Genomic DNA, 17,775 nt, shown 5'->3' with positions numbered 1-17,775 from the left:
CCTGTGAAGCACTGCCACCTCTGCCGGTCTGGTCGGGCCCTGCCCCTATAATCGGCCGATGAATTCCTGGATCGACACCACGCTGACGTGGATCGCTGCTCATCCCGTCCTCGCCGGTGCCGCGATCTTCGCCATCGCCTTCTGCGATGCCGCGATCATCCTGGGGGCGATCGTGCCCGCCCTGCCGCTGATGATCGCCGTCGGTGTGCTGATCGGCATGGGCGAGCTGTCCGGCCCTTATGCGGTGGCCTGCGCCGCGCTGGGCGCCCTTGCCGGCGATGGCATGAGCTACTGGGTCGGCCGCCGCTGGGGTGAGCGCCTGCGCGGCGTATGGCCGTTCAGCCGTTACCCGCAGCTGCTGGACCGTGGCGAACTGATGTTCCGGCGCAATGCGTTCAAAAGCATCCTGGTGGCGCGCTATGTCGGCGCGATCCGACCGTTCGTGCCGGCAATCGCCGGCATGTCCAAGCTGCCGCTCGGCCGCTATCTGAAAGCCAGCGGCATCGCCTGCATCTCCTGGGCGGTGCTGTTCCTGTTGCCCGGCTGGGCGCTGGGCCAGGCCTATGACGCGGTGGCGGCGGTGGCCGGACGCCTGTTCGTGGTGCTGGCCTTGCTGGGGGCGATACTCGGGCTGGTGTGGGCAATCGTGCTGTACAGCTACCGCTGGTCGGCCACGCGCATGGACGGCTGGCTGGCGCGGCTGCTGCACTGGTCGCAACGCCACCCGCAGCTGCTGGGCCGCTCATTGAACGCACTGTTCGACCCGCAACGCCGTGAATCGGTACCGCTGGCGATGCTGGCGCTGATGCTGTTGCTGCTGGGCTGGGGCTGGTTCGTGCTGCTGATGATGGTCATAGCCCATGGCGAGCCGCTGGCGCTGGACCTGGCCACGCACGAGGTGATGCTGGCGCTGCGCAATCCGCTGGCCGACTACCCGCTGGCGGCGCTGGCCTCGCTGGGCGACTGGCAGGTGCTGCTGCCGGCCATCGCCGCCGGCATGGGCTACCTGGCCTGGCGTCGACGCTGGATGGCCGCCGCGCACTGGCTGGCGGCACTGGCCTTCGGTCTGGCGCTGACCAAGCTGCTGGGCGCCACCGTGGATGTGGTGCGCCCGCCGGCCGCCAGCAGCGGTTTCGGCTTTCCGTCGGTAGCGGTGACCATGGCCACCATCACCTTCGGCTTCTTTGCCGTGCTGATCAGCCGCGAGCTGCCCGGACGCACGCGCGTATGGCCGTATCTGGTCTCCGGCATCGTGGTCACGCTGATCGGCTTTGCCCGCATCTACCTGGGCGCGCACTGGCTCAGCGACGTCATCGGCGGCATGTTGTTCGGCGTGTTCTGGCTGTTGCTGCTGGGCGTGGCGTACCGCCGCCGTTTCAACCGCTCGTTCTGGGTCAAACCGGTGGGCTGGCTGTTCTACGGCAGCTTCGCGCTGGCCGGGCTGTGGTACGCGCCCAACAATATCCCCGCCAAACTGGCCAAATTCGAGCCGGTCGCCGCCGCTCCCAACGTGCTCGATGCCGCGCACTGGTGGCAGGACGGCTGGCGCGAATTACCGGCGCGCCGCAATGAATTCGACGATGACCAGCGCTGGCCGCTGGACGTGCAGGTCGGCGGCCCGCTGGCACCGCTGCAGCAGCAGCTGGAGCGCAACGGCTGGCGCCTGCAGCCGCAGGCCGGCTGGCAGCAGGCGCTGGTGATGCTGGACCAGAAAGCCAGCGCCCAGGAAACCCCGGTGCTGCCGGCCACGCTGGATACCAACGTCGAGGCCCTGCTGATGCTGCGCTCCGGCCCGCAGCCGGATGAAATGTACGCGCTGCGGCTGTGGCCGGCGCACGCCACGCTGGCCCCGGGGCAGGAACCGGTGTGGCTGGGTACCGCGCAGACCCTGCGCTTCCAGCGCCACCTGAAGCTGTTCGGCATGTGGCGTCCGCTGCGCGGCGTCGATCCGGCGCTGGATGCGCTCAAACAGTCACTGCATGGCATGCAGACGCAGCAGCAGACCCAGCCGGAAACCGGCATGCCACTGCTGATGATCCGCAGCCGGCAAACCGACGCGGAGCCGTAAGCCGCGGCGATACCCCACGGCCGGTAGCGGCCCGGCCCTGCACGGGGTTCTGCGTGGCATTACAGATCGGTTTCCGGCGGCGCCTCGAAGCCGGGAATCCACGCCAGCAGGTGCTCCAGCCGCAGGTGCACATCGTTTTCCTGCAGCACCTGCAGCCGTTGTGGCTCCTGCAACGGCAACAGCTCGGCCAGCCGCCAGCCCACCCAGGCGGCCTGGTCCAGCTGCGCGGGACCGGCGGAGGCGAACTCGCCACCGGCCTGTTCCAGGATCCGCTCCAGCAGCAGGCCCAACAGCGCGTGCTCCGGGTGCAGTTCGTCATCGCTGTCCGGATCGCACCACCGCACCTGGGCCATCACCAGGCCGTTGTCGCGCACATGGGTTTTTTCCACATGGAAACGGCGGGCACCGCGCAGCCGCAGCACCAGCACGCCATCGGCGCCGACATCGAAATCCTCGATCAGCGCCTCCACGCCCCACGCGGCCGGAACCGCCGGCGCCCCCACTTCCTCGCCCTGCAGGATCAGGCAGACGCCGAAGGTGCCGCCGTTGCGGCCGCACTCGCGCACCAGATCCAGATAACGCGCCTCGAATACCCGCAGGCCCAGCGCGGCACCCGGCAACAAGGTGCTGTGCAGCGGAAACAGCGGCAACGACTGCGACGGATTCATCACTCAACAGACCGGTTGCCGGAAAGCCCCATGGTATCGCCGGCCCTCACCACGCCGCTCACGATGCCTGCAACTGCGCAAGGAAGCGGCGCGGCGCGCCATCGAAGCCGCCATTGGACATGAACACCACGTGGTCACCGTCGCGGGTGATTTCACCCAGCCGCGCCAGCAACGTACCGGTATCGGCCACCGCCTGGGCATCACCGCGCACCGCGGCAATCACCTTGCCCGCATCCCATGGCAGTTCCGGTCGCGCCAGAAACACCACCGCATCGGCGATATCCAATGACGGCGCCAGCGCCTCGGCATGTGCGCCCAGCCGCATGGAGTTGCTGCGCGGCTCCATCGCCACCACGATGCGGGCAGCGCCGACTTTCGCGCGCAGTCCTTGCAGCGTGGTGTGGATGGCGGTGGGGTGATGGGCGAAATCGTCATAGACGGTGACTCCGCGCGCCTGCCCGATCACTTCCATGCGCCGCTTGACGCTGTTGAAGCGGGCCAGCGCCGGTGCCACCTGGGCCACGTCCACGCCCACCGCATGCGCGGCCGCCAGCGCGGCCAGCCCATTGAGCACGTTGTGGCGGCCCAGCAACGGCCACTGCACCGTCGCCACGTCCACGCCACGGTGCAGCACCGAGAAGGCGCTGCCGTCGGCGTTGAGCAGGCGCGCGCTCCACTCCAGCGACGGCTCGAAGCCGAACCGCTCCACCGGCGTCCAGCAGCCCATCGCCAGCACTTCGGCCAGATGCGCATCCTCGCCGTTGACGATCAGCCGCCCGCGCGCCGGCACCGTGCGCACCAGATGGTGGAACTGGCGCTGGATCGCCGCCACGTCGGGGAAGATGTCGGCGTGGTCGAACTCCAGATTGTTGAGGATCGCCACCAGCGGCCGGTAGTGGACAAACTTGCTGCGCTTGTCGAAGAACGCGGTGTCGTACTCGTCGGCCTCGACCACGAATTCACGGCCTCGGCCGATCCGCGCCGACACGCCGAAATCCTCGGCGACGCCGCCGATCAGGAAACCCGGCTCGCGGCCGGCGGCCTGCAGCAGGAAGGCGAGGATCGTGGTGGTGGTGGTCTTGCCGTGGGTGCCGGCCACCGCCAGCGTGTCGCGCCCGGGCAGCACCTGCTCGGACAGCCACTGCGCCCCGGAGGTATAGCGCCGGCCTGCGTCGAGCACCGCCTCCACCGCCGGATTACCGCGCGAGAGCGCGTTGCCGACCACCACCTCGTCGCAATCGGGGCTGATATTGTCCGGCAGATAGCCCTGCGACAGCGCGATCCCCAGCGTTTCCAGCTGCGTGGACATCGGCGGATACACCGCCTGGTCGCTGCCTTCGACCTGGTGCCCGAGTTCGCGTGCCAAGGCGGCCACACCGCCCATGAAAGTACCGGCAATGCCGAGAATATGGATCTTGCTCATGCCGCGATTGTCGCCGATGCGTCCGCTACCGGGAATCGCCATCCGGAATACCTCGGCGTATGTAAGGGTTTACCTGATACCACGCCGGGCCAATCGGACCCAGAATGTACCCCGCCAGCCGCAGTATCCCTCCGGTCCTACTCCCCAAGAGGCCATCCCCAGGGAGCTCATACTGCGGGGCTCTGAGCAAGCCTTTCAGCTGGCCTCTATCAAAACGCAAACACCCGGATCCAGCGATGGCTCCGGGTGTTTGCGTATGGGCGTGCGGGTGATCGTGGCGGTTGCCCGCCACGATTCCATCCGGATCAGCGCTTGATCGCCGCCAGGATGCGGGCCAGCACTTCGTCCAGCGCACCGACGCCATCGACGCGGGCCAGGGTGCCCTTGGCGGCGTAAAAGTCGATCACCGGTGCGGTCGAATCGTTGTAGACCTGCAGGCGCTTGCGCACCGACTCGGGATTGTCATCGGTGCGGCCCTGTTCCTGCGCACGGCCGGCGATGCGCTCGACCAGCAGTTCGGTCGGCACGTCCAGCTGCACGATGGCGTCCAGCGGCTGGCCCAGCCTGGCCAGCAGTTCACCCAGCGCATTGGCCTGGGCCACGTTGCGCGGGTAGCCGTCGAGGATGAAGCCGTTGGTGGTGTCGGCCTGCGACAGGCGCGATTCCAGCATGCCCAGCAGGATGTCGTCGGACACCAGGTTGCCGGCGTCCATTACCGCCTTGGCCTGCTTGCCCAGCTCGGTGCCGGCGGCCACTTCGGCGCGCAGCAGGTCACCGGTGGAGATGTGCGGAACCTGCAGTTGTTCCTTCAGGCTGGTCGCCTGCGTGCCCTTGCCCGACCCGGGCGGTCCCAACAGAACCAATCGCATTCCTGACTCCCTTTTTGTTTGAGGTGGATGTCTTTCAGGGACGGACAGCGGCGTTAGACTCTTGGGCCGATTCACGCTGCACCGCAATATGCGCAGCTTACCGCATCCGGCCAATGTCCCGGAATGTCCCTCGCCCGGAGAATGTCCCCATGTCCCAAGGCACCTTGCTGTATGCCCAGTCCGGCGGCGTCACCGCCGTCATCAACGCTACCGCCTCGGCCGTCATCAGCACGGCGCGGGCGAAGAAAATCAAGGTGTTGGCCGCACGCAACGGCATCCTCGGCGCCCTGCGCGAAGACCTGATCGACACCTCGAAGGAATCGGCCGCCAGCATCGCCGCGCTGGCCCATACCCCGGGCGGTGCGTTCGGCTCGTGCCGCTACAAGCTCAAGTCGCTGGATGCGGACCGGGCCAAGTACGAGCGCCTGCTGGAGGTGTTCAAGGCGCATGACGTGCGCTGGTTCCTCTACAACGGCGGCAACGATTCGGCCGACACTGCACTGAAAGTCTCGCAACTGGCCAGCGAATACGGCTATCCGCTGACCTGCGTCGGCGTGCCGAAGACGATCGACAACGACCTGGCGGTCACCGACACCTGCCCCGGCTTCGGCTCGGCCGCCAAGTACACCGCGGTGTCGGTGCGCGAGGCGGCACTGGACGTGGCGGCGATGGCCGAAACCTCCACCCGCGTTTTCATCTACGAGGCGATGGGCCGCCACGCCGGCTGGCTGGCGGCCGCCGCCGGGCTGGCCGGCGAGAACCCCGACGATGCACCGCAGATCATCCTGCTGCCCGAGCGCGCCTTTGATGAGACCAGGTTCCTGGCCAAGGTGAAGCAGGTGGTGGAGAAGGTCGGTTTCTGCGTGGTCGTCGCCAGTGAAGGCATCCACACCGCCGACGGCCGCTTCGTCGCCGATGTCGGTGGTGCCAAGGACTCCTTCGGGCATACCCAGCTCGGCGGTGTCGCCTCCCACCTCGCCGACCGGGTCAAGGCCGAACTCGGCTACAAGGTGCACTGGACCCTGCCCGACTACCTGCAGCGCTCGGCCCGCCACATCGCCTCGAAAACCGACTGGGAACAGGCGCAGGCGGTGGGCAAGGCGGCGGTGCAGTTCGCGCTGAAGGGCCAGAACTCGGTGATGCCGGTGATCGTGCGCAGCTCCGACCTGCCGTACCGCTGGAAGATCGAAGCCGCGCCGCTGTCCAAGGTCGCCAACCATGAAAAAAAGATGCCGGCTGGTTTCATCCGCAAGGATGGCTTCGGTATCACCGAAAAAGCGCGACGCTACCTGCAGCCGCTGATCCGCGGCGAAGCACCGCTGCCGTATGGCCGCGACGGCCTGCCCAAATACGTGACGCTGAAGAACGTGGCGGTGGCGAAGAAGCTGCCGGCGTGGGAAGGCTGAGACCGGCCTGTACCGGGCAGCGGTCGCCGCCATCATTCAGCATCGTTGCAGCGGCGCTGTCGCAACGTCGCCATGTGCCCCCTCATCCGGAGACAGTGATGTCCAAGAGCTTTCCCCGCATTACCGCCATGCTGTTTTTCACCATGATGGTCGCCGCGCCGCTGGCCTCGGCGCACGATGACGGCCAGTGGCGGGGCAACCGCCATGGCGGGCAGTCGTCGATGCCGCAGTGGCAGCAACGCGAGGAACAGCGCCGTCGCGAGCAGGCGCAATGGGAGCGCGACCAGGAATGGCAGCGCCAGCAGCAGGAGGAACTGCGGCGCCGCGCGGAAACGCAGCAGCGTCGCGACGAAGCCTGGCAGCGCCAGCAGGAGGCCATCATCCGCCGCCAGGCCGATGCGCAGCGTCGCCAGGCCGGCTATCCGCACCAACACGGGCACTCCCACTGGCAGCGCGGCCACCGTTACGACGGGCCGACGAACGTGGTGCGTGACTGGAACCGCTACCAGCTGCGCCAGCCCGCGCGCGACCAGTATTGGGTGCGCACCGATGCCGGCGAGTATCTGCTGCTGGACGCGGCCAACCGCCTGATCCTGGATCTGATGCGCTGAGAGTTGCCCAGCTGTGGATACGGAAAAGGCCGCATCTGCGGCCTTTTCCTATTCCGGACGCAAACCCGCGCGCGTCAGCGCCTGCACGCCTCGCCCTCGACAAACAGCCGCGCCGAATAGGCCGGCAGCGCAGCGAGCCGGCCAGCCGCCGCCTGCACCTTGGCATCTTCCAGATAGACCCGGTTGCGCCCCTGTCCGTCCAGCTCCACTTTCTGCCCGGCGGGTTTGCGCCACACCTCGATCCGCGCCCGCTGGCCGCTGCATGCCGCCGATGGAATGTCGATCACCTCGTTGAGTTTCCAGCCGGCTGCTTCGCCGGGCGTGACCTTGCTTGCGTCCAGGAACACCGCTCGCGGCTGGCACTGCGGATTGGTACGCACCAGCTGCATGTCATACGGCTGCGCCGCCGTACCGGTGAAACGGCCTTCGATACGGGTACAGGCCTCGGGGATCTGCCGCACGGTATGCACCGCATCCAGCGCCTGCGCGGCAGCGGCCGGCCGTTCGATCTCCGGTTTGGGACCGGCGGCGAGCAGCGGCAATGGCAGCGCGGCCAGCAGCAACAGAACAGAGGCAGCTTTCATCGTGGGGATTCCGTATCGGCAAGGGACTGACGTTGCCAGCCCTGTGCTGAACCCTCCGGCAAGCACCTGCCCTGCTGGCGGCGGAGACAGCTGCCAGTCATACTCGGCCGGCCTCAGGAGTGTTTGAACACCGCGACACGTACCACAGCCGCAGCGCGGCCCGGGTCTGTTCCAGTGCTTCGTTCCACCCGGCGTGTCCCTAGCTTCATCCTCTGCTGGATGGCATCCACCAACGCTGGAGGGGTCATGCTCGAACAGTACGGTCTTGTGCTTTCGCTGGTCTGCGCCGCTGTCGCCATCGTCTACGGCATCATTTCGGCCCAATGGGTCCTACGCCAACCTGCCGGCAATGCCCGCATGCAGGAAATCGCCGCCGCCATCCAGGAAGGCGCGCGGGCCTACCTCAACCGCCAGTACCTGACCATCGCCGTCGCCGGCGTGGTGCTGTTCGTACTGGTCGGTGTGTTCCTGAGCTGGTACACCGCGATCGGTTTTGCGATCGGCGCGGTACTGTCCGGCGCCGCCGGCTACATCGGCATGAACGTCTCGGTACGTGCCAACGTGCGCACCGCCGAGGCGGCGCGCAACGGCCTCAGTGCGGCGATGGACGTGGCGTTCCGCGGCGGTGCGATCACCGGCATGCTGGTGGTCGGGCTGGGCCTGCTGGGCGTGGCCGGCTACTACTGGCTGCTGCAACGGCTGGGACTGAGCCAGGCCGACAACCTGCATGCACTGGTCGGGCTGGCCTTCGGCAGCTCGCTGATCTCGATCTTCGCGCGGCTGGGTGGCGGCATCTTCACCAAGGGCGCGGACGTGGGCGCCGATCTGGTCGGCAAGGTCGAAGCCGGCATTCCCGAGGACGACCCGCGCAACCCGGCGGTGATCGCCGACAACGTCGGTGACAACGTCGGCGACTGCGCCGGCATGGCCGCCGACCTGTTCGAGACCTACGCGGTGACGGTGATCGCCACCATGCTGCTGGGCGGCATGATGATCGACGAGGTCGGCCGCAACGCGGTGCTGTTCCCGCTGGTGCTGGGCGGGGTGTCGATCATCGCCTCGATCATCGGCGCGTTCTTCGTCAAGGTGAAACCCGGCGGCTCGATCATGGGCGCGCTGTACAAGGGCGTGATCGTCTCGGCGGTGCTGGCCGCGATCGCGTTCTGGCCGGTCACCACCCAGCTGATGGCCGATTCGCCCCATGGTGCGATGAACCTGTACATCTGCGCGTTGATCGGACTGGTGCTGACCGGGCTGATCGTGTGGATCACCGAGTACTACACCGGCACCCAGTACAAGCCGGTGCAGCACGTGGCGCAGGCCTCGACCACCGGCCACGGCACCAACATCATCGCCGGGCTCGGTGTGTCGATGAAGTCCACCGCGCTGCCGGTGGTGGCGGTCTGCGCGGCGATCTGGTTTTCCTACCTGCATGGTGGCCTGTACGGCATCGCCATCGCCGCCACCGCGATGCTGTCGATGGCCGGCATGATCGTCGCCCTCGATGCCTATGGCCCGATCACCGACAACGCCGGCGGCATCGCCGAAATGGCCGAATTGCCGCCGGAAATCCGCGACATCACCGATCCGCTCGACGCGGTAGGCAACACCACCAAGGCGGTGACCAAGGGCTATGCGATCGGTTCGGCGGCACTGGCCGCGCTGGTGCTGTTCGCCGATTACACCCACAACCTGCAGCTGGCCAACCCCGGCGAGGTGTTCACCTTCGACCTGTCCGACCACACGGTGATCATCGGCCTGCTGATCGGCGGCCTGATCCCCTACCTGTTCGGCGCGATGGCGATGGAAGCGGTGGGCCGTGCCGCCGGCGCGGTGGTGGAGGAAGTGCGCCGCCAGTTCCGTGACATCCCCGGCATCATGCAGGGCACCGGCAAGCCGCAGTACGACAAGGCGGTGGACATGCTCACCCGCTCGGCGATCCGCGAAATGATCGTGCCCTCACTGCTGCCGGTCGCGGTGCCGATCGTCGTCGGCCTGCTGCTGGGGCCGCGCGCACTGGGCGGCCTGCTGATCGGCACCATCGTCACCGGCCTGTTCGTGGCGATCTCGATGACCACCGGCGGCGGCGCCTGGGACAACGCCAAGAAGTACATCGAGGACGGCCACTTCGGCGGCAAGGGCAGCGAGGCGCACAAGGCCGCGGTCACCGGCGACACGGTGGGCGATCCGTACAAGGACACCGCCGGCCCGGCAATCAATCCGCTGATCAAGATCATCAACATCGTCGCGCTGCTGCTGGTGCCGCTGCTGTAGACGCGGCCCGATTGCGTCTGGCACCGCAGCGGTCGGATCAGGCCCGCACAACCACATCTTGCGGGCCTGATCCGCTGCCCGGCGCACCCGCTCCCTCTCCCGCCTGCCGGGAAGGGGGCGACTGAACACAGGCCACAGCCGGCCAGGAACCGGCAAGCCGCTGTATCTGCTGGAAAAAGCGGTGAATCCCGGTGACCGCACCCGTTTCCGCGGCGGCGCTTGATGCAGCGCAATAAGGGGCCGCGTAGAATGCGCGGTTTCCCTCAAGCCATCAGCATCCGGAGTCAGCGCAATGAGCCTGAAACTCGTCTCCCCGGGCAAGAACCCGCCGGAAGAAATCAACGTCATCGTCGAGATCCCGAAGGATTCGGAGCCGGTGAAGTACGAAATGGACAAGGACAGCGGCGCGATCTTCGTCGACCGCATCCTCTCCACGCCGATGCGCTACCCGTGCAACTACGGCTTCGTGCCGCAGACCCTGTGCGGTGATGGCGACCCGGCCGACGTGCTGGTGGTGCTGCCGCTGCCGCTGGTGCCGGGTTCGGTGGTGCGCTGCCGTCCGGTCGGCGTGCTGAAGATGAGCGACGAAGCCGGCAGCGACGAGAAGATCCTCGCCGTCCCGGTGGCCAAGATCTTCAGCGGCTATGCGCACGTGGAAGACATCCACCAGGTGTCCAGCCACTGGCTGGAGCGCATCGGCCACTTCTTCGAGCACTACAAGGATCTGGAAAAGGGCAAGTGGGTCAAGATCGAAGGCTGGGGCGATGCCGCCGAAGCCAAGAAGATCCTCAGCGAATCCCACCAGACCTTCCTGGCCAAGCAGAAGCAGGAAGGCTGAACGCCACGCCACGTGCGGCCCAGTCCGGTGCCGCACGCAGCGACAGTGATCACGTTTCATATCCGCACCGCATGACCCCGCCACGGGGTTCCGCTACATTGACAGGCCGGTTTTCCGGCCTGTTGCATTGACGGCCGTGCAGTTCCACTTTTGGGGAAAGTACCTTGCGCATCCTGTATGTCGGCGATGAAGCCAGCCTGTCGAACGATCTTGTCGACTATGTCAGCGACCTCGGAGAGGACTGGCAGCTGCAGAGCGTTGCCGACGGCAATGCCGCCATCGCCACCGTGGCGTCGGTGAACGTGGATGCGGTGATCGTCGCCCCGGTCCTGTCCGATCTCACGCCGGCCACCCTGCTGGGCCAGATCCGCACGCTGCGCCCGGAAACCATCCGCATCGCCCTGATCGACAGCGACAACCCCCACCGCGCACCGTCGGCCCGCATCATCGGCGTCGCCCACCGTTTCCTGCCGCTGCCGCTGGCGCCGGAAGTCCTGCTGGAAGCGCTCACCAGTTTCGAGGAGCTGCGCGAGCTGCTGGACAGCCCGCGCCTGCGCAGCGCCATCGGCCGTATCGAAAAGCTGCCATCACCGCCGCACCTGTACCTGAGCCTGATGCAGGCGCTGGAAGAGAACGAAGACAGCGATGCCGGCGAGATCGCCAGCCTGGTCGCGGCCGATCCGGCCATCGCCGCCAAGGTGCTGCAGCTGTCCAACTCCGCGTTCTTCAACAACGGCCGCGCCATCTCCGACCTGCGTGCCGCCGTCACCCGGCTGGGACTGTCGACCCTGCGCGACCTGGTGCTGGCCAGCGAAGTGTTCTCGCTGGCGGCCATCTCCGCCGCCGAGCGCAACGCCCTGCAGACACGCGCACTGATGGCCTCGCGGCTGGCCGCGAAAATGCTGCCGGCTTCCAGTGCCGAACTCGGCGCCACCGCCGCCCTGCTGGCCGATATCGGCCTGCTGCTGCCGGGCGTGCGCAATGAACGCAACGAAACGGCCAGCGAGGGCGACGAGCGCCCCGGGCACGCCGAAGCCGGCGCCTACCTGCTGGGCCTGTGGGGGCTGCCGATGCCGATCATCGAGGCCGTCGCCTTCCACCTGCAGCCGCAGCGCTCCAACGTGCGCAGCTTCTGGGTCAGCGGCGCGGTGCACGTAGCCACCGCGCTGGCCGGCGGCACGGCGGTCGATGAGCAGTACCTCACCCGCACCGGCGTGATCTCCCGGCTGGAGGGCTGGCGTGAACTGGCGGCTGATCTGTTGGGGCTGGGCGTGGAGGCCTGAGGCCATCGCCCATCGAGCGGAAAAGGCCGCCTGCGCGGCCTTTTTTGTGCCTTGCCGACAGCACCGTCCGTAGAAGACCGCAGCCTGTGACCGCGCACTGGCCGCTGCGGGTTTTTCGCGTTTTCCGGCGGATTGGTGCTTTGTCGATGTCCACCGCGTCCGTAGAATCGAGCCACCCCCACGCTTGCGAGCTGTAATGCACCATGACACCGCCCTGATCAACATGCTTGCCATCGGCCTGGGCCTGGCCTTCGTGTTCGGCGCACTGGCCAACCGGCTGCGGCTGTCACCACTGGTGGGCTACCTGGTCGCAGGCATCATCGTCGGGCCGTTCACGCCGGGCTTCGTCGCCGACCAGGAACTGGCCAACCAGTTGGCGGAAATCGGCGTGATGCTGCTGATGTTCGGGGTCGGCCTGCATTTCTCGATCAAGGACCTGATGGCGGTCAAGTCCATCGCCATTCCCGGAGCCATCGGCCAGACCGCCGTGGCAACCCTGCTCGGCTGGGGCGTGGCCTCGCTGATGGGCTGGCCGACGCTGCACGGGCTGATCTTCGGCTTTTCGCTGGCCACCGCCTCCACCGTGGTGCTGCTGCGGGCCATGGAGGAGCGCCGCCTGCTGGAAGCCACCCGCGGCAAGATCGCGGTGGGCTGGCTGATCGTCGAGGATCTGGCCTGCGTACTGGCGCTGGTGATGATGCCGGTGCTCGCCGGGGTGTTCGGGCCGGACGCACAGAACCAGCAGCACAGCCTCGGCAGCGTGCTGACCAGCATCGGCTGGACGTTCGTGCAGCTGGGCCTGTTCGTGGCGGTGATGCTGGTGGTCGGACGCCGGCTGATCCCGTGGCTGCTCGAGCGCATCGCCAGCACCGGCTCACGTGAGCTGTTCACCCTGTGCGTGCTGGCCATCGCCCTGGGCGTGGCGTTCGGCGCCGCCGCGCTGTTCGGCGTGTCCTTCGCACTGGGCGCGTTCTTCGCCGGGATGATGCTCAACGAATCCGAACTCAGCAACAAGGCCGCGCACGACTCGCTGCCGCTGCGCGACGCCTTCGCGGTGCTGTTCTTCGTCTCGGTGGGCATGCTGTTCAACCCGATGATCCTGGTCGAACACCCGTGGCAGGTGCTGGCGACGGTGGCGATCATCATGTTCGGCAAGTCGCTGGCGGCGTTCTTCATCGTGCGCGCGTTCGGCCATTCCAAGAGCACCGCACTGACCATTTCCGCGTCGCTGGCACAGATCGGCGAGTTCGCCTTCATCATCGCCGGCCTCGGCGTGGCGCTGAAGATCCTGCCCGCCACCGGCCTGTCGCTGGTGCTGGCCGGTGCGCTGGTGTCGATCATGCTCAACCCGCTGGTGTTCCGCCTGCTCGACCGCTGGCAGGCACGGCATCCGATCGCCAGCGAGTCGCCGGGGGAACCGGAAGCTCCCCCGGGCCCGTCGCTGGACCTGCACGACCATGCCATCGTCATCGGCTACGGCCGGGTCGGCAGCCATCTGGCGCAGCTGCTGCAGCGGCGTGGCGTGCCGCTGCTGGTGATCGACGACAACCGCGAGCACGTGGAGCGCGCCCATGCCGCCGGCATCCCCGGCATCCGCGGCAGTGCCGCCGCCGACCGTGTGCTGGCCGAAGCCCACCCGGAGCGGGCCAAGATCGCCATCCTTGCCATCCCGCAACCGCTGGAGGCCGGCGAGACACTGGCCAAACTGCGCGCGATCAACCCCAACCTGACCCTGCTGGCCCGCGCCCACAGCGATGCCGAAGTCAAGCACCTGCTGGAGCACGGCGCCGACGGCACGGTGATGGCCGAACGCGAGCTGGCCCATTCGCTGGCCGAAATGGTGATGGCTACCCCGCCCTACCGCACCCTGCACCACGTCCCCGGCCACTGACGGCACGCCGCTGGCCCTTTTCCGGCAGCGGTTAGCGGACGGAGTCCTGCACGGCGCCGGTCTGGTGCCGACATGACGTCAGCACCGGCCGCCGTTATCCGGCCTCACCCGCCATCGATGGGCTGATCGTGCCCAGCCACACCACGGCCATCGAACGACCCGTACAGGGAAAACAGCAGCGGCCCGCCAGAACCCCGGCAGGCCGCTGCCCATCACCTCAAGCGCAGCAGCATCTGCTGCCGCTGCACCGGCATCACTCAGGCCTGTGACAGCGCCTGTTCCAGATCGGCCAGCAGATCGTCGATGTGCTCGATGCCGACCGACAGCCGCACGGTATCCAGCGTGACGCCTGCCTTCTCCAGCTCGGCGGCGTCGAGCTGACGGTGCGTGGTCGAGGCCGGATGCGTGGCCAGCGACTTGGCATCCCCAAGGTTCACCAGCCGGGTGAACAGCTGCAGCGCATCGAGGAAGCGCGCACCGGCTTCACGGCCACCGGGCAGGCCGAAGGTCAGGATCCCCGAGCCGTATCCGCGCAGGTACTTCTGCACCAGCGCGTGCTCGGGATGATCCGGCAGCGCCGCGTAATTCACCCACGCCACCTTGGCGTGCTTCTGCAGGTACTGCGCCACCGCCAGCGTGTTGCTGTTGATGCGATCCATGCGCAGCGCCAGCGTCTCGATGCCCTGCAGGATCTGGAAGGCGTTGAACGGCGAGATCGCCGCACCGGTATTGCGCAGCGGTACCACCCGCGCACGGCCGATATAGGCCGCCGGCCCCAGCGCCTCGGTATAGACCACGCCGTGGTAGCTGACGTCCGGAGTGTTCAGCCGCGGGAAGCGCTGCTTGTGCTCGGCCCAGGGGAAACGCCCCGAATCGACGATCGCACCACCGAGGCTGGTGCCATGCCCGCCCAGGTACTTGGTCAGCGAATGCACGACGATATCGGCGCCGAAATCGAACGGACGCTGCAGGTACGGCGTGGCCACGGTGTTGTCGACAATGACCGGCACGCCGTGGGCATGGGCGATCTTCGCGATGGCCTCGATGTCGGTGATGTTGCCGCGCGGATTGCCGATCGATTCGACGAACACCGCCTTGGTCTTCTCGTCGATCAGCGCGGCGAAGGCCTGCGGATCACGGTAGTCGGCGAAACGGGTTTCAATGCCGAATTGCGGCAACGTATGTGCGAACAGGTTGTAGGTACCGCCATACAGCGCACTGGAGGCGAGGATGTTGTCACCGGCCTCGGCGATGGTCTGGATCGCATAGGTGACGGCGGTCTGGCCCGACGCCACCGCCAGCGCACCAATGCCCCCCTCCAGCGCGGCGATGCGCTTCTCCAGCACATCGGTGGTCGGGTTCATGATGCGGGTGTAGATATTCCCCTGCACCTTCAGGTCGAACAGGTCGGCCCCATGCTGGGTGTCGTCAAAGGCATAGGCCACGGTCTGGTAGATCGGCACCGCCACCGCGCGGGTGGTCGGATCCGGCGAATAACCGCCATGTACGGCGATGGTTTCGGGTTTCCACTGCGGATTGGTCATCGGAATACTCGCGCGAAGGGAGAGACCGCTGACCATAGCCGACAGCGGACATCGCACAGCTGAAAGTTGCAGGAGTTACTGGATGGAGAGCACGGATTTGCCGCACCGTCAGCCTGAAACATGGGAACTGCTGCGGGGTGCGCAGACTATCGTTGCCAGTGGTCGTCAGTGCCAGCACCGCTTCCACCCTGGCGAGTATTTCTTCGCCAGACAGATGAAGTTGTGCGCCATCGCATCGTGCGTCGAACGACCTTGCCGAAAGCCGAAGCTGTTCGGGTCGCCCGTGCTCTCTGCAACCGGTTCCAGTGCCAGCAGGTGAAGTGCCTGCATGGCCCGGTCCCGCATCGTGGGGATGCCCAGCGGTCGCTCCTTCCCATTGGATTTCAGGATGAAGACGCGCCGCAGCGGCAGGGGCTTGTAGCCACGCGGACGCAGCTGCGTGATTGCCTTCCAGCGTTGCCCGGGTTCGCTCCACAGCACACGTGACCTGGTCGATACCCATACCGGTCAGCCCACCTCCCGAACCGCATTGCTGCTCGCAGTCCTCGTCCCTCTCTCACGAGCTGGATGTACCTGAAATCAGGGGGATTCATTGTCGATAGGGCTCCGCACCTGACCGTTACCGATCACGCACGCCTATACAGGCTAGCGCTAGTCGCATAGCAGGCTTCCTACCTTGAAAGGTGTTTCCAAGGTGAAGCAATGCCACCACGGACACGCAATCTGCGCGCCTGTTTCCAGCACCCGTTGCAGGTCTGGCACACCGTGAACTCCAAGTCGAAGTTCTCCGGTCATCGTTGCGATGACGGACGAAGCGAGAAGTAAAGACGCACGTCCCCCAGTCCGCATTGCGCGGAAACCCGGAAGGATATGCCCCTTCCGGGCCCCGTTTTACTCATGTCCCCTTGCCCGAAGGCAAGGGGTTTATTACAGTGTGTCTCAGAGAAAGCTGAGTCTTTTCAGTGCTTTACGATTGCTCGTGTCGCACTCAATTCTGCACGTTCAGCTCGGTGCGACGGTTCTTGGCGCGACCTTCCGGATTGTCCGAACCATCTTCGTTGGTGTTCGGAGCAATCGGACGGCTCTCACCGTAGCCGATCGGGCCGGTCATGCGCGAAGCGGCGACACCCTGGTTGGTCAGGTAGTCGTACACAGCCGTGGCGCGACGCTCGGACAGCTTCTGGTTGTAGGCGTCGGTACCCTTGGAGTCGGTGTGACCGGCAACTTCAACGCGCAGATCCGGGTAACGCTTCAGGATCTCGGCAGCCTCGGCCAGGATCGCAACGGCGTCCGGACGCAGGGTGGCCTTGTCGAAGTCGAAGTTCACGCCCTTCAGGTCGATCGACACCGGCACCGGGCAACCGTCCGGACCGATGGTCTGACCCGGCTGCGAGGTCGGGCACTTGTCGTCGCAGTTGTTGACGCCGTCACCGTCGTCGTCCAGATCGGCGCAGCTCGGCGCAGCCGGAGCCGGCGGCGGCGGAGCGACAGCAGCGACCGGAGCCGGCCCCAGCGGAATCACGACACCGACCGAAGCCAGCACGTCACCGAACCAGTCTTCCTTCGGAGCGGCAACGCTCTGGTCGTCGAAATCGGCGCGGTAGGCCAGTTCAGCACGCACGGCGACGCGCTTTTCGAAGGTGGTCTGCAGACCGACGCCGACCTTGGCAGCCAGGTTGCCGTCCTTGCGGTCCAGCAGCTGACCGGCCTGGGTCAGGTACTCTTCTTCAGCCTTCTGGTAGCCCAGACCTGCCAGCAGGTACGGGTTCCAGCCACGGCCTTCCTGGAGGAAGTGGCGGCGCAGATCCAGCGACACGCCGTACTGCGACCAGTTCTTGTCCTGGTTGGCGTCGAAGTTCGGGTTCTGATAGTTCAGTTCACCATCCAGCGACCAGTTCGGGCTGATGAACTTGCCCAGACCCAGCGTTGCGAACGGAGCATCGTTGGTGCCACGGTCGTTGTCCTGGAAGTTGAAGCCGGCAGCACCGGTCAGGTACCAGCGGTCGTCGAAATCCTGCGCGGAAGCAGCCTGGGCGAATGCCAGACCACCCAGCAGTGCGGCGGTGAGGATCTTCTTGTTCATCTATACAACTCCTTGTTTCGGGGGTATGAAACCGATAGAGGCATGGTCCAGCACAGCAACTTCGTCGTCATATTCAAGGACGGCCGTTTCCGCACACCATCGTGGTGCACATTATGCGCGGAGCCGTGAAGGCCACGTTAACAGCTACATAACAATTGACACAGTCACTTGCTCGCCACGCAGCTGGCACGGCGCCACCCTATACAGCTTCATCAAGCCGCACAAGACCGTGA

14 protein-coding genes are annotated in these 17,775 nt (G+C 66.4%); 7 read left to right on the top strand and 7 right to left on the bottom strand.

The window, feature by feature from the left end:
- Nucleotides 1-58 precede the first annotated feature (58 nt).
- Nucleotides 59-2,068 carry a bifunctional DedA family/phosphatase PAP2 family protein gene (locus ACSBPQ_RS03160; RefSeq protein WP_442683629.1) on the top strand — a complete coding sequence of 670 codons (2,010 nt, stop codon included), beginning with the start codon at nt 59-61 and terminating at the stop codon, nt 2,066-2,068.
- A gap of 59 nt (nt 2,069-2,127) precedes the next feature.
- Here ACSBPQ_RS03160 and ACSBPQ_RS03155 read toward each other — a convergent pair whose 3' ends face one another.
- The 3 genes from ACSBPQ_RS03155 to ACSBPQ_RS03145 form a co-directional block, all read right to left on the bottom strand.
- Nucleotides 2,128-2,736, bottom strand: coding sequence for an LON peptidase substrate-binding domain-containing protein (locus ACSBPQ_RS03155; protein ID WP_442683628.1), 609 nt, complete (start codon nt 2,734-2,736; stop codon nt 2,128-2,130).
- A gap of 58 nt (nt 2,737-2,794) precedes the next feature.
- Nucleotides 2,795-4,159 carry a UDP-N-acetylmuramate:L-alanyl-gamma-D-glutamyl-meso-diaminopimelate ligase gene (mpl, locus tag ACSBPQ_RS03150; protein ID WP_442684494.1) on the bottom strand — a complete coding sequence of 455 codons (1,365 nt, stop codon included), beginning with the start codon at nt 4,157-4,159 and terminating at the stop codon, nt 2,795-2,797.
- 305 nt (nt 4,160-4,464) lie between these two features.
- Nucleotides 4,465-5,028: an adenylate kinase gene (locus ACSBPQ_RS03145; protein WP_442683627.1), complete on the bottom strand. Its 564-nt coding sequence runs from the start codon at nt 5,026-5,028 to the stop codon at nt 4,465-4,467.
- A gap of 149 nt (nt 5,029-5,177) precedes the next feature.
- Here ACSBPQ_RS03145 and ACSBPQ_RS03140 point away from each other — a divergent pair, with 149 nt between their 5' ends.
- Nucleotides 5,178-6,434, top strand: a complete 1,257-nt coding sequence (locus ACSBPQ_RS03140; protein ID WP_442683626.1) for a 6-phosphofructokinase — start codon at nt 5,178-5,180, stop codon at nt 6,432-6,434.
- 98 nt (nt 6,435-6,532) lie between these two features.
- Nucleotides 6,533-7,045 (top strand): RcnB family protein, encoded by a 513-nt coding sequence (locus ACSBPQ_RS03135; protein WP_442683625.1) that lies wholly within the window; start codon nt 6,533-6,535, stop codon nt 7,043-7,045.
- A gap of 74 nt (nt 7,046-7,119) precedes the next feature.
- Here the strand turns inward: ACSBPQ_RS03135 and ACSBPQ_RS03130 are convergent, their stop codons facing one another.
- Nucleotides 7,120-7,629 (bottom strand): hypothetical protein, encoded by a 510-nt coding sequence (locus ACSBPQ_RS03130; protein ID WP_442683624.1) that lies wholly within the window; start codon nt 7,627-7,629, stop codon nt 7,120-7,122.
- A 246-nt stretch (nt 7,630-7,875) separates the two neighbouring features.
- Between ACSBPQ_RS03130 and ACSBPQ_RS03125 the strand changes: the two genes are divergently transcribed.
- The 4 genes from ACSBPQ_RS03125 (at nt 7,876) to ybaL (ending at nt 13,915) form a co-directional block, all read left to right on the top strand.
- On the top strand, nt 7,876-9,903 hold the full coding sequence (locus tag ACSBPQ_RS03125) for a sodium-translocating pyrophosphatase (protein ID WP_442683623.1): 2,028 nt from the start codon (nt 7,876-7,878) through the stop codon (nt 9,901-9,903).
- Between the two features lie 292 nt (nt 9,904-10,195).
- Nucleotides 10,196-10,741, top strand: a complete 546-nt coding sequence (gene ppa / locus ACSBPQ_RS03120; RefSeq protein ID WP_442683622.1) for an inorganic diphosphatase — start codon at nt 10,196-10,198, stop codon at nt 10,739-10,741.
- A 164-nt stretch (nt 10,742-10,905) separates the two neighbouring features.
- Nucleotides 10,906-12,024 (top strand): HDOD domain-containing protein, encoded by a 1,119-nt coding sequence (locus ACSBPQ_RS03115; RefSeq protein WP_442683621.1) that lies wholly within the window; start codon nt 10,906-10,908, stop codon nt 12,022-12,024.
- 196 nt (nt 12,025-12,220) lie between these two features.
- Nucleotides 12,221-13,915, top strand: coding sequence for a YbaL family putative K(+) efflux transporter (gene ybaL / locus ACSBPQ_RS03110; RefSeq protein ID WP_442683620.1), 1,695 nt, complete (start codon nt 12,221-12,223; stop codon nt 13,913-13,915).
- 257 nt (nt 13,916-14,172) lie between these two features.
- Here the strand turns inward: ybaL and ACSBPQ_RS03105 are convergent, their stop codons facing one another.
- The 3 genes from ACSBPQ_RS03105 to ACSBPQ_RS03095 form a co-directional block, all read right to left on the bottom strand.
- The gene (locus ACSBPQ_RS03105; RefSeq protein ID WP_442683619.1) at nt 14,173-15,459 is read right to left on the bottom strand and encodes an O-acetylhomoserine aminocarboxypropyltransferase/cysteine synthase family protein; all 1,287 of its coding nucleotides are present in this window, start codon (nt 15,457-15,459) and stop codon (nt 14,173-14,175) included.
- A 165-nt stretch (nt 15,460-15,624) separates the two neighbouring features.
- Nucleotides 15,625-15,939, bottom strand: a complete 315-nt coding sequence (locus ACSBPQ_RS03100) for a reverse transcriptase domain-containing protein (RefSeq protein WP_442683618.1) — start codon at nt 15,937-15,939, stop codon at nt 15,625-15,627.
- 508 nt (nt 15,940-16,447) lie between these two features.
- Nucleotides 16,448-17,542 carry an OmpA family protein gene (locus tag ACSBPQ_RS03095; RefSeq protein ID WP_442683617.1) on the bottom strand — a complete coding sequence of 365 codons (1,095 nt, stop codon included), beginning with the start codon at nt 17,540-17,542 and terminating at the stop codon, nt 16,448-16,450.
- Nucleotides 17,543-17,775 lie beyond the last annotated feature (233 nt).

Source organism: Stenotrophomonas sp. JC08 (genome assembly GCF_052180205.1).
In the GTDB taxonomy this organism is placed as follows: Bacteria; Pseudomonadota; Gammaproteobacteria; order Xanthomonadales; family Xanthomonadaceae; genus Stenotrophomonas.
This window is presented reverse-complemented; position numbering and strand designations above follow the sequence as displayed.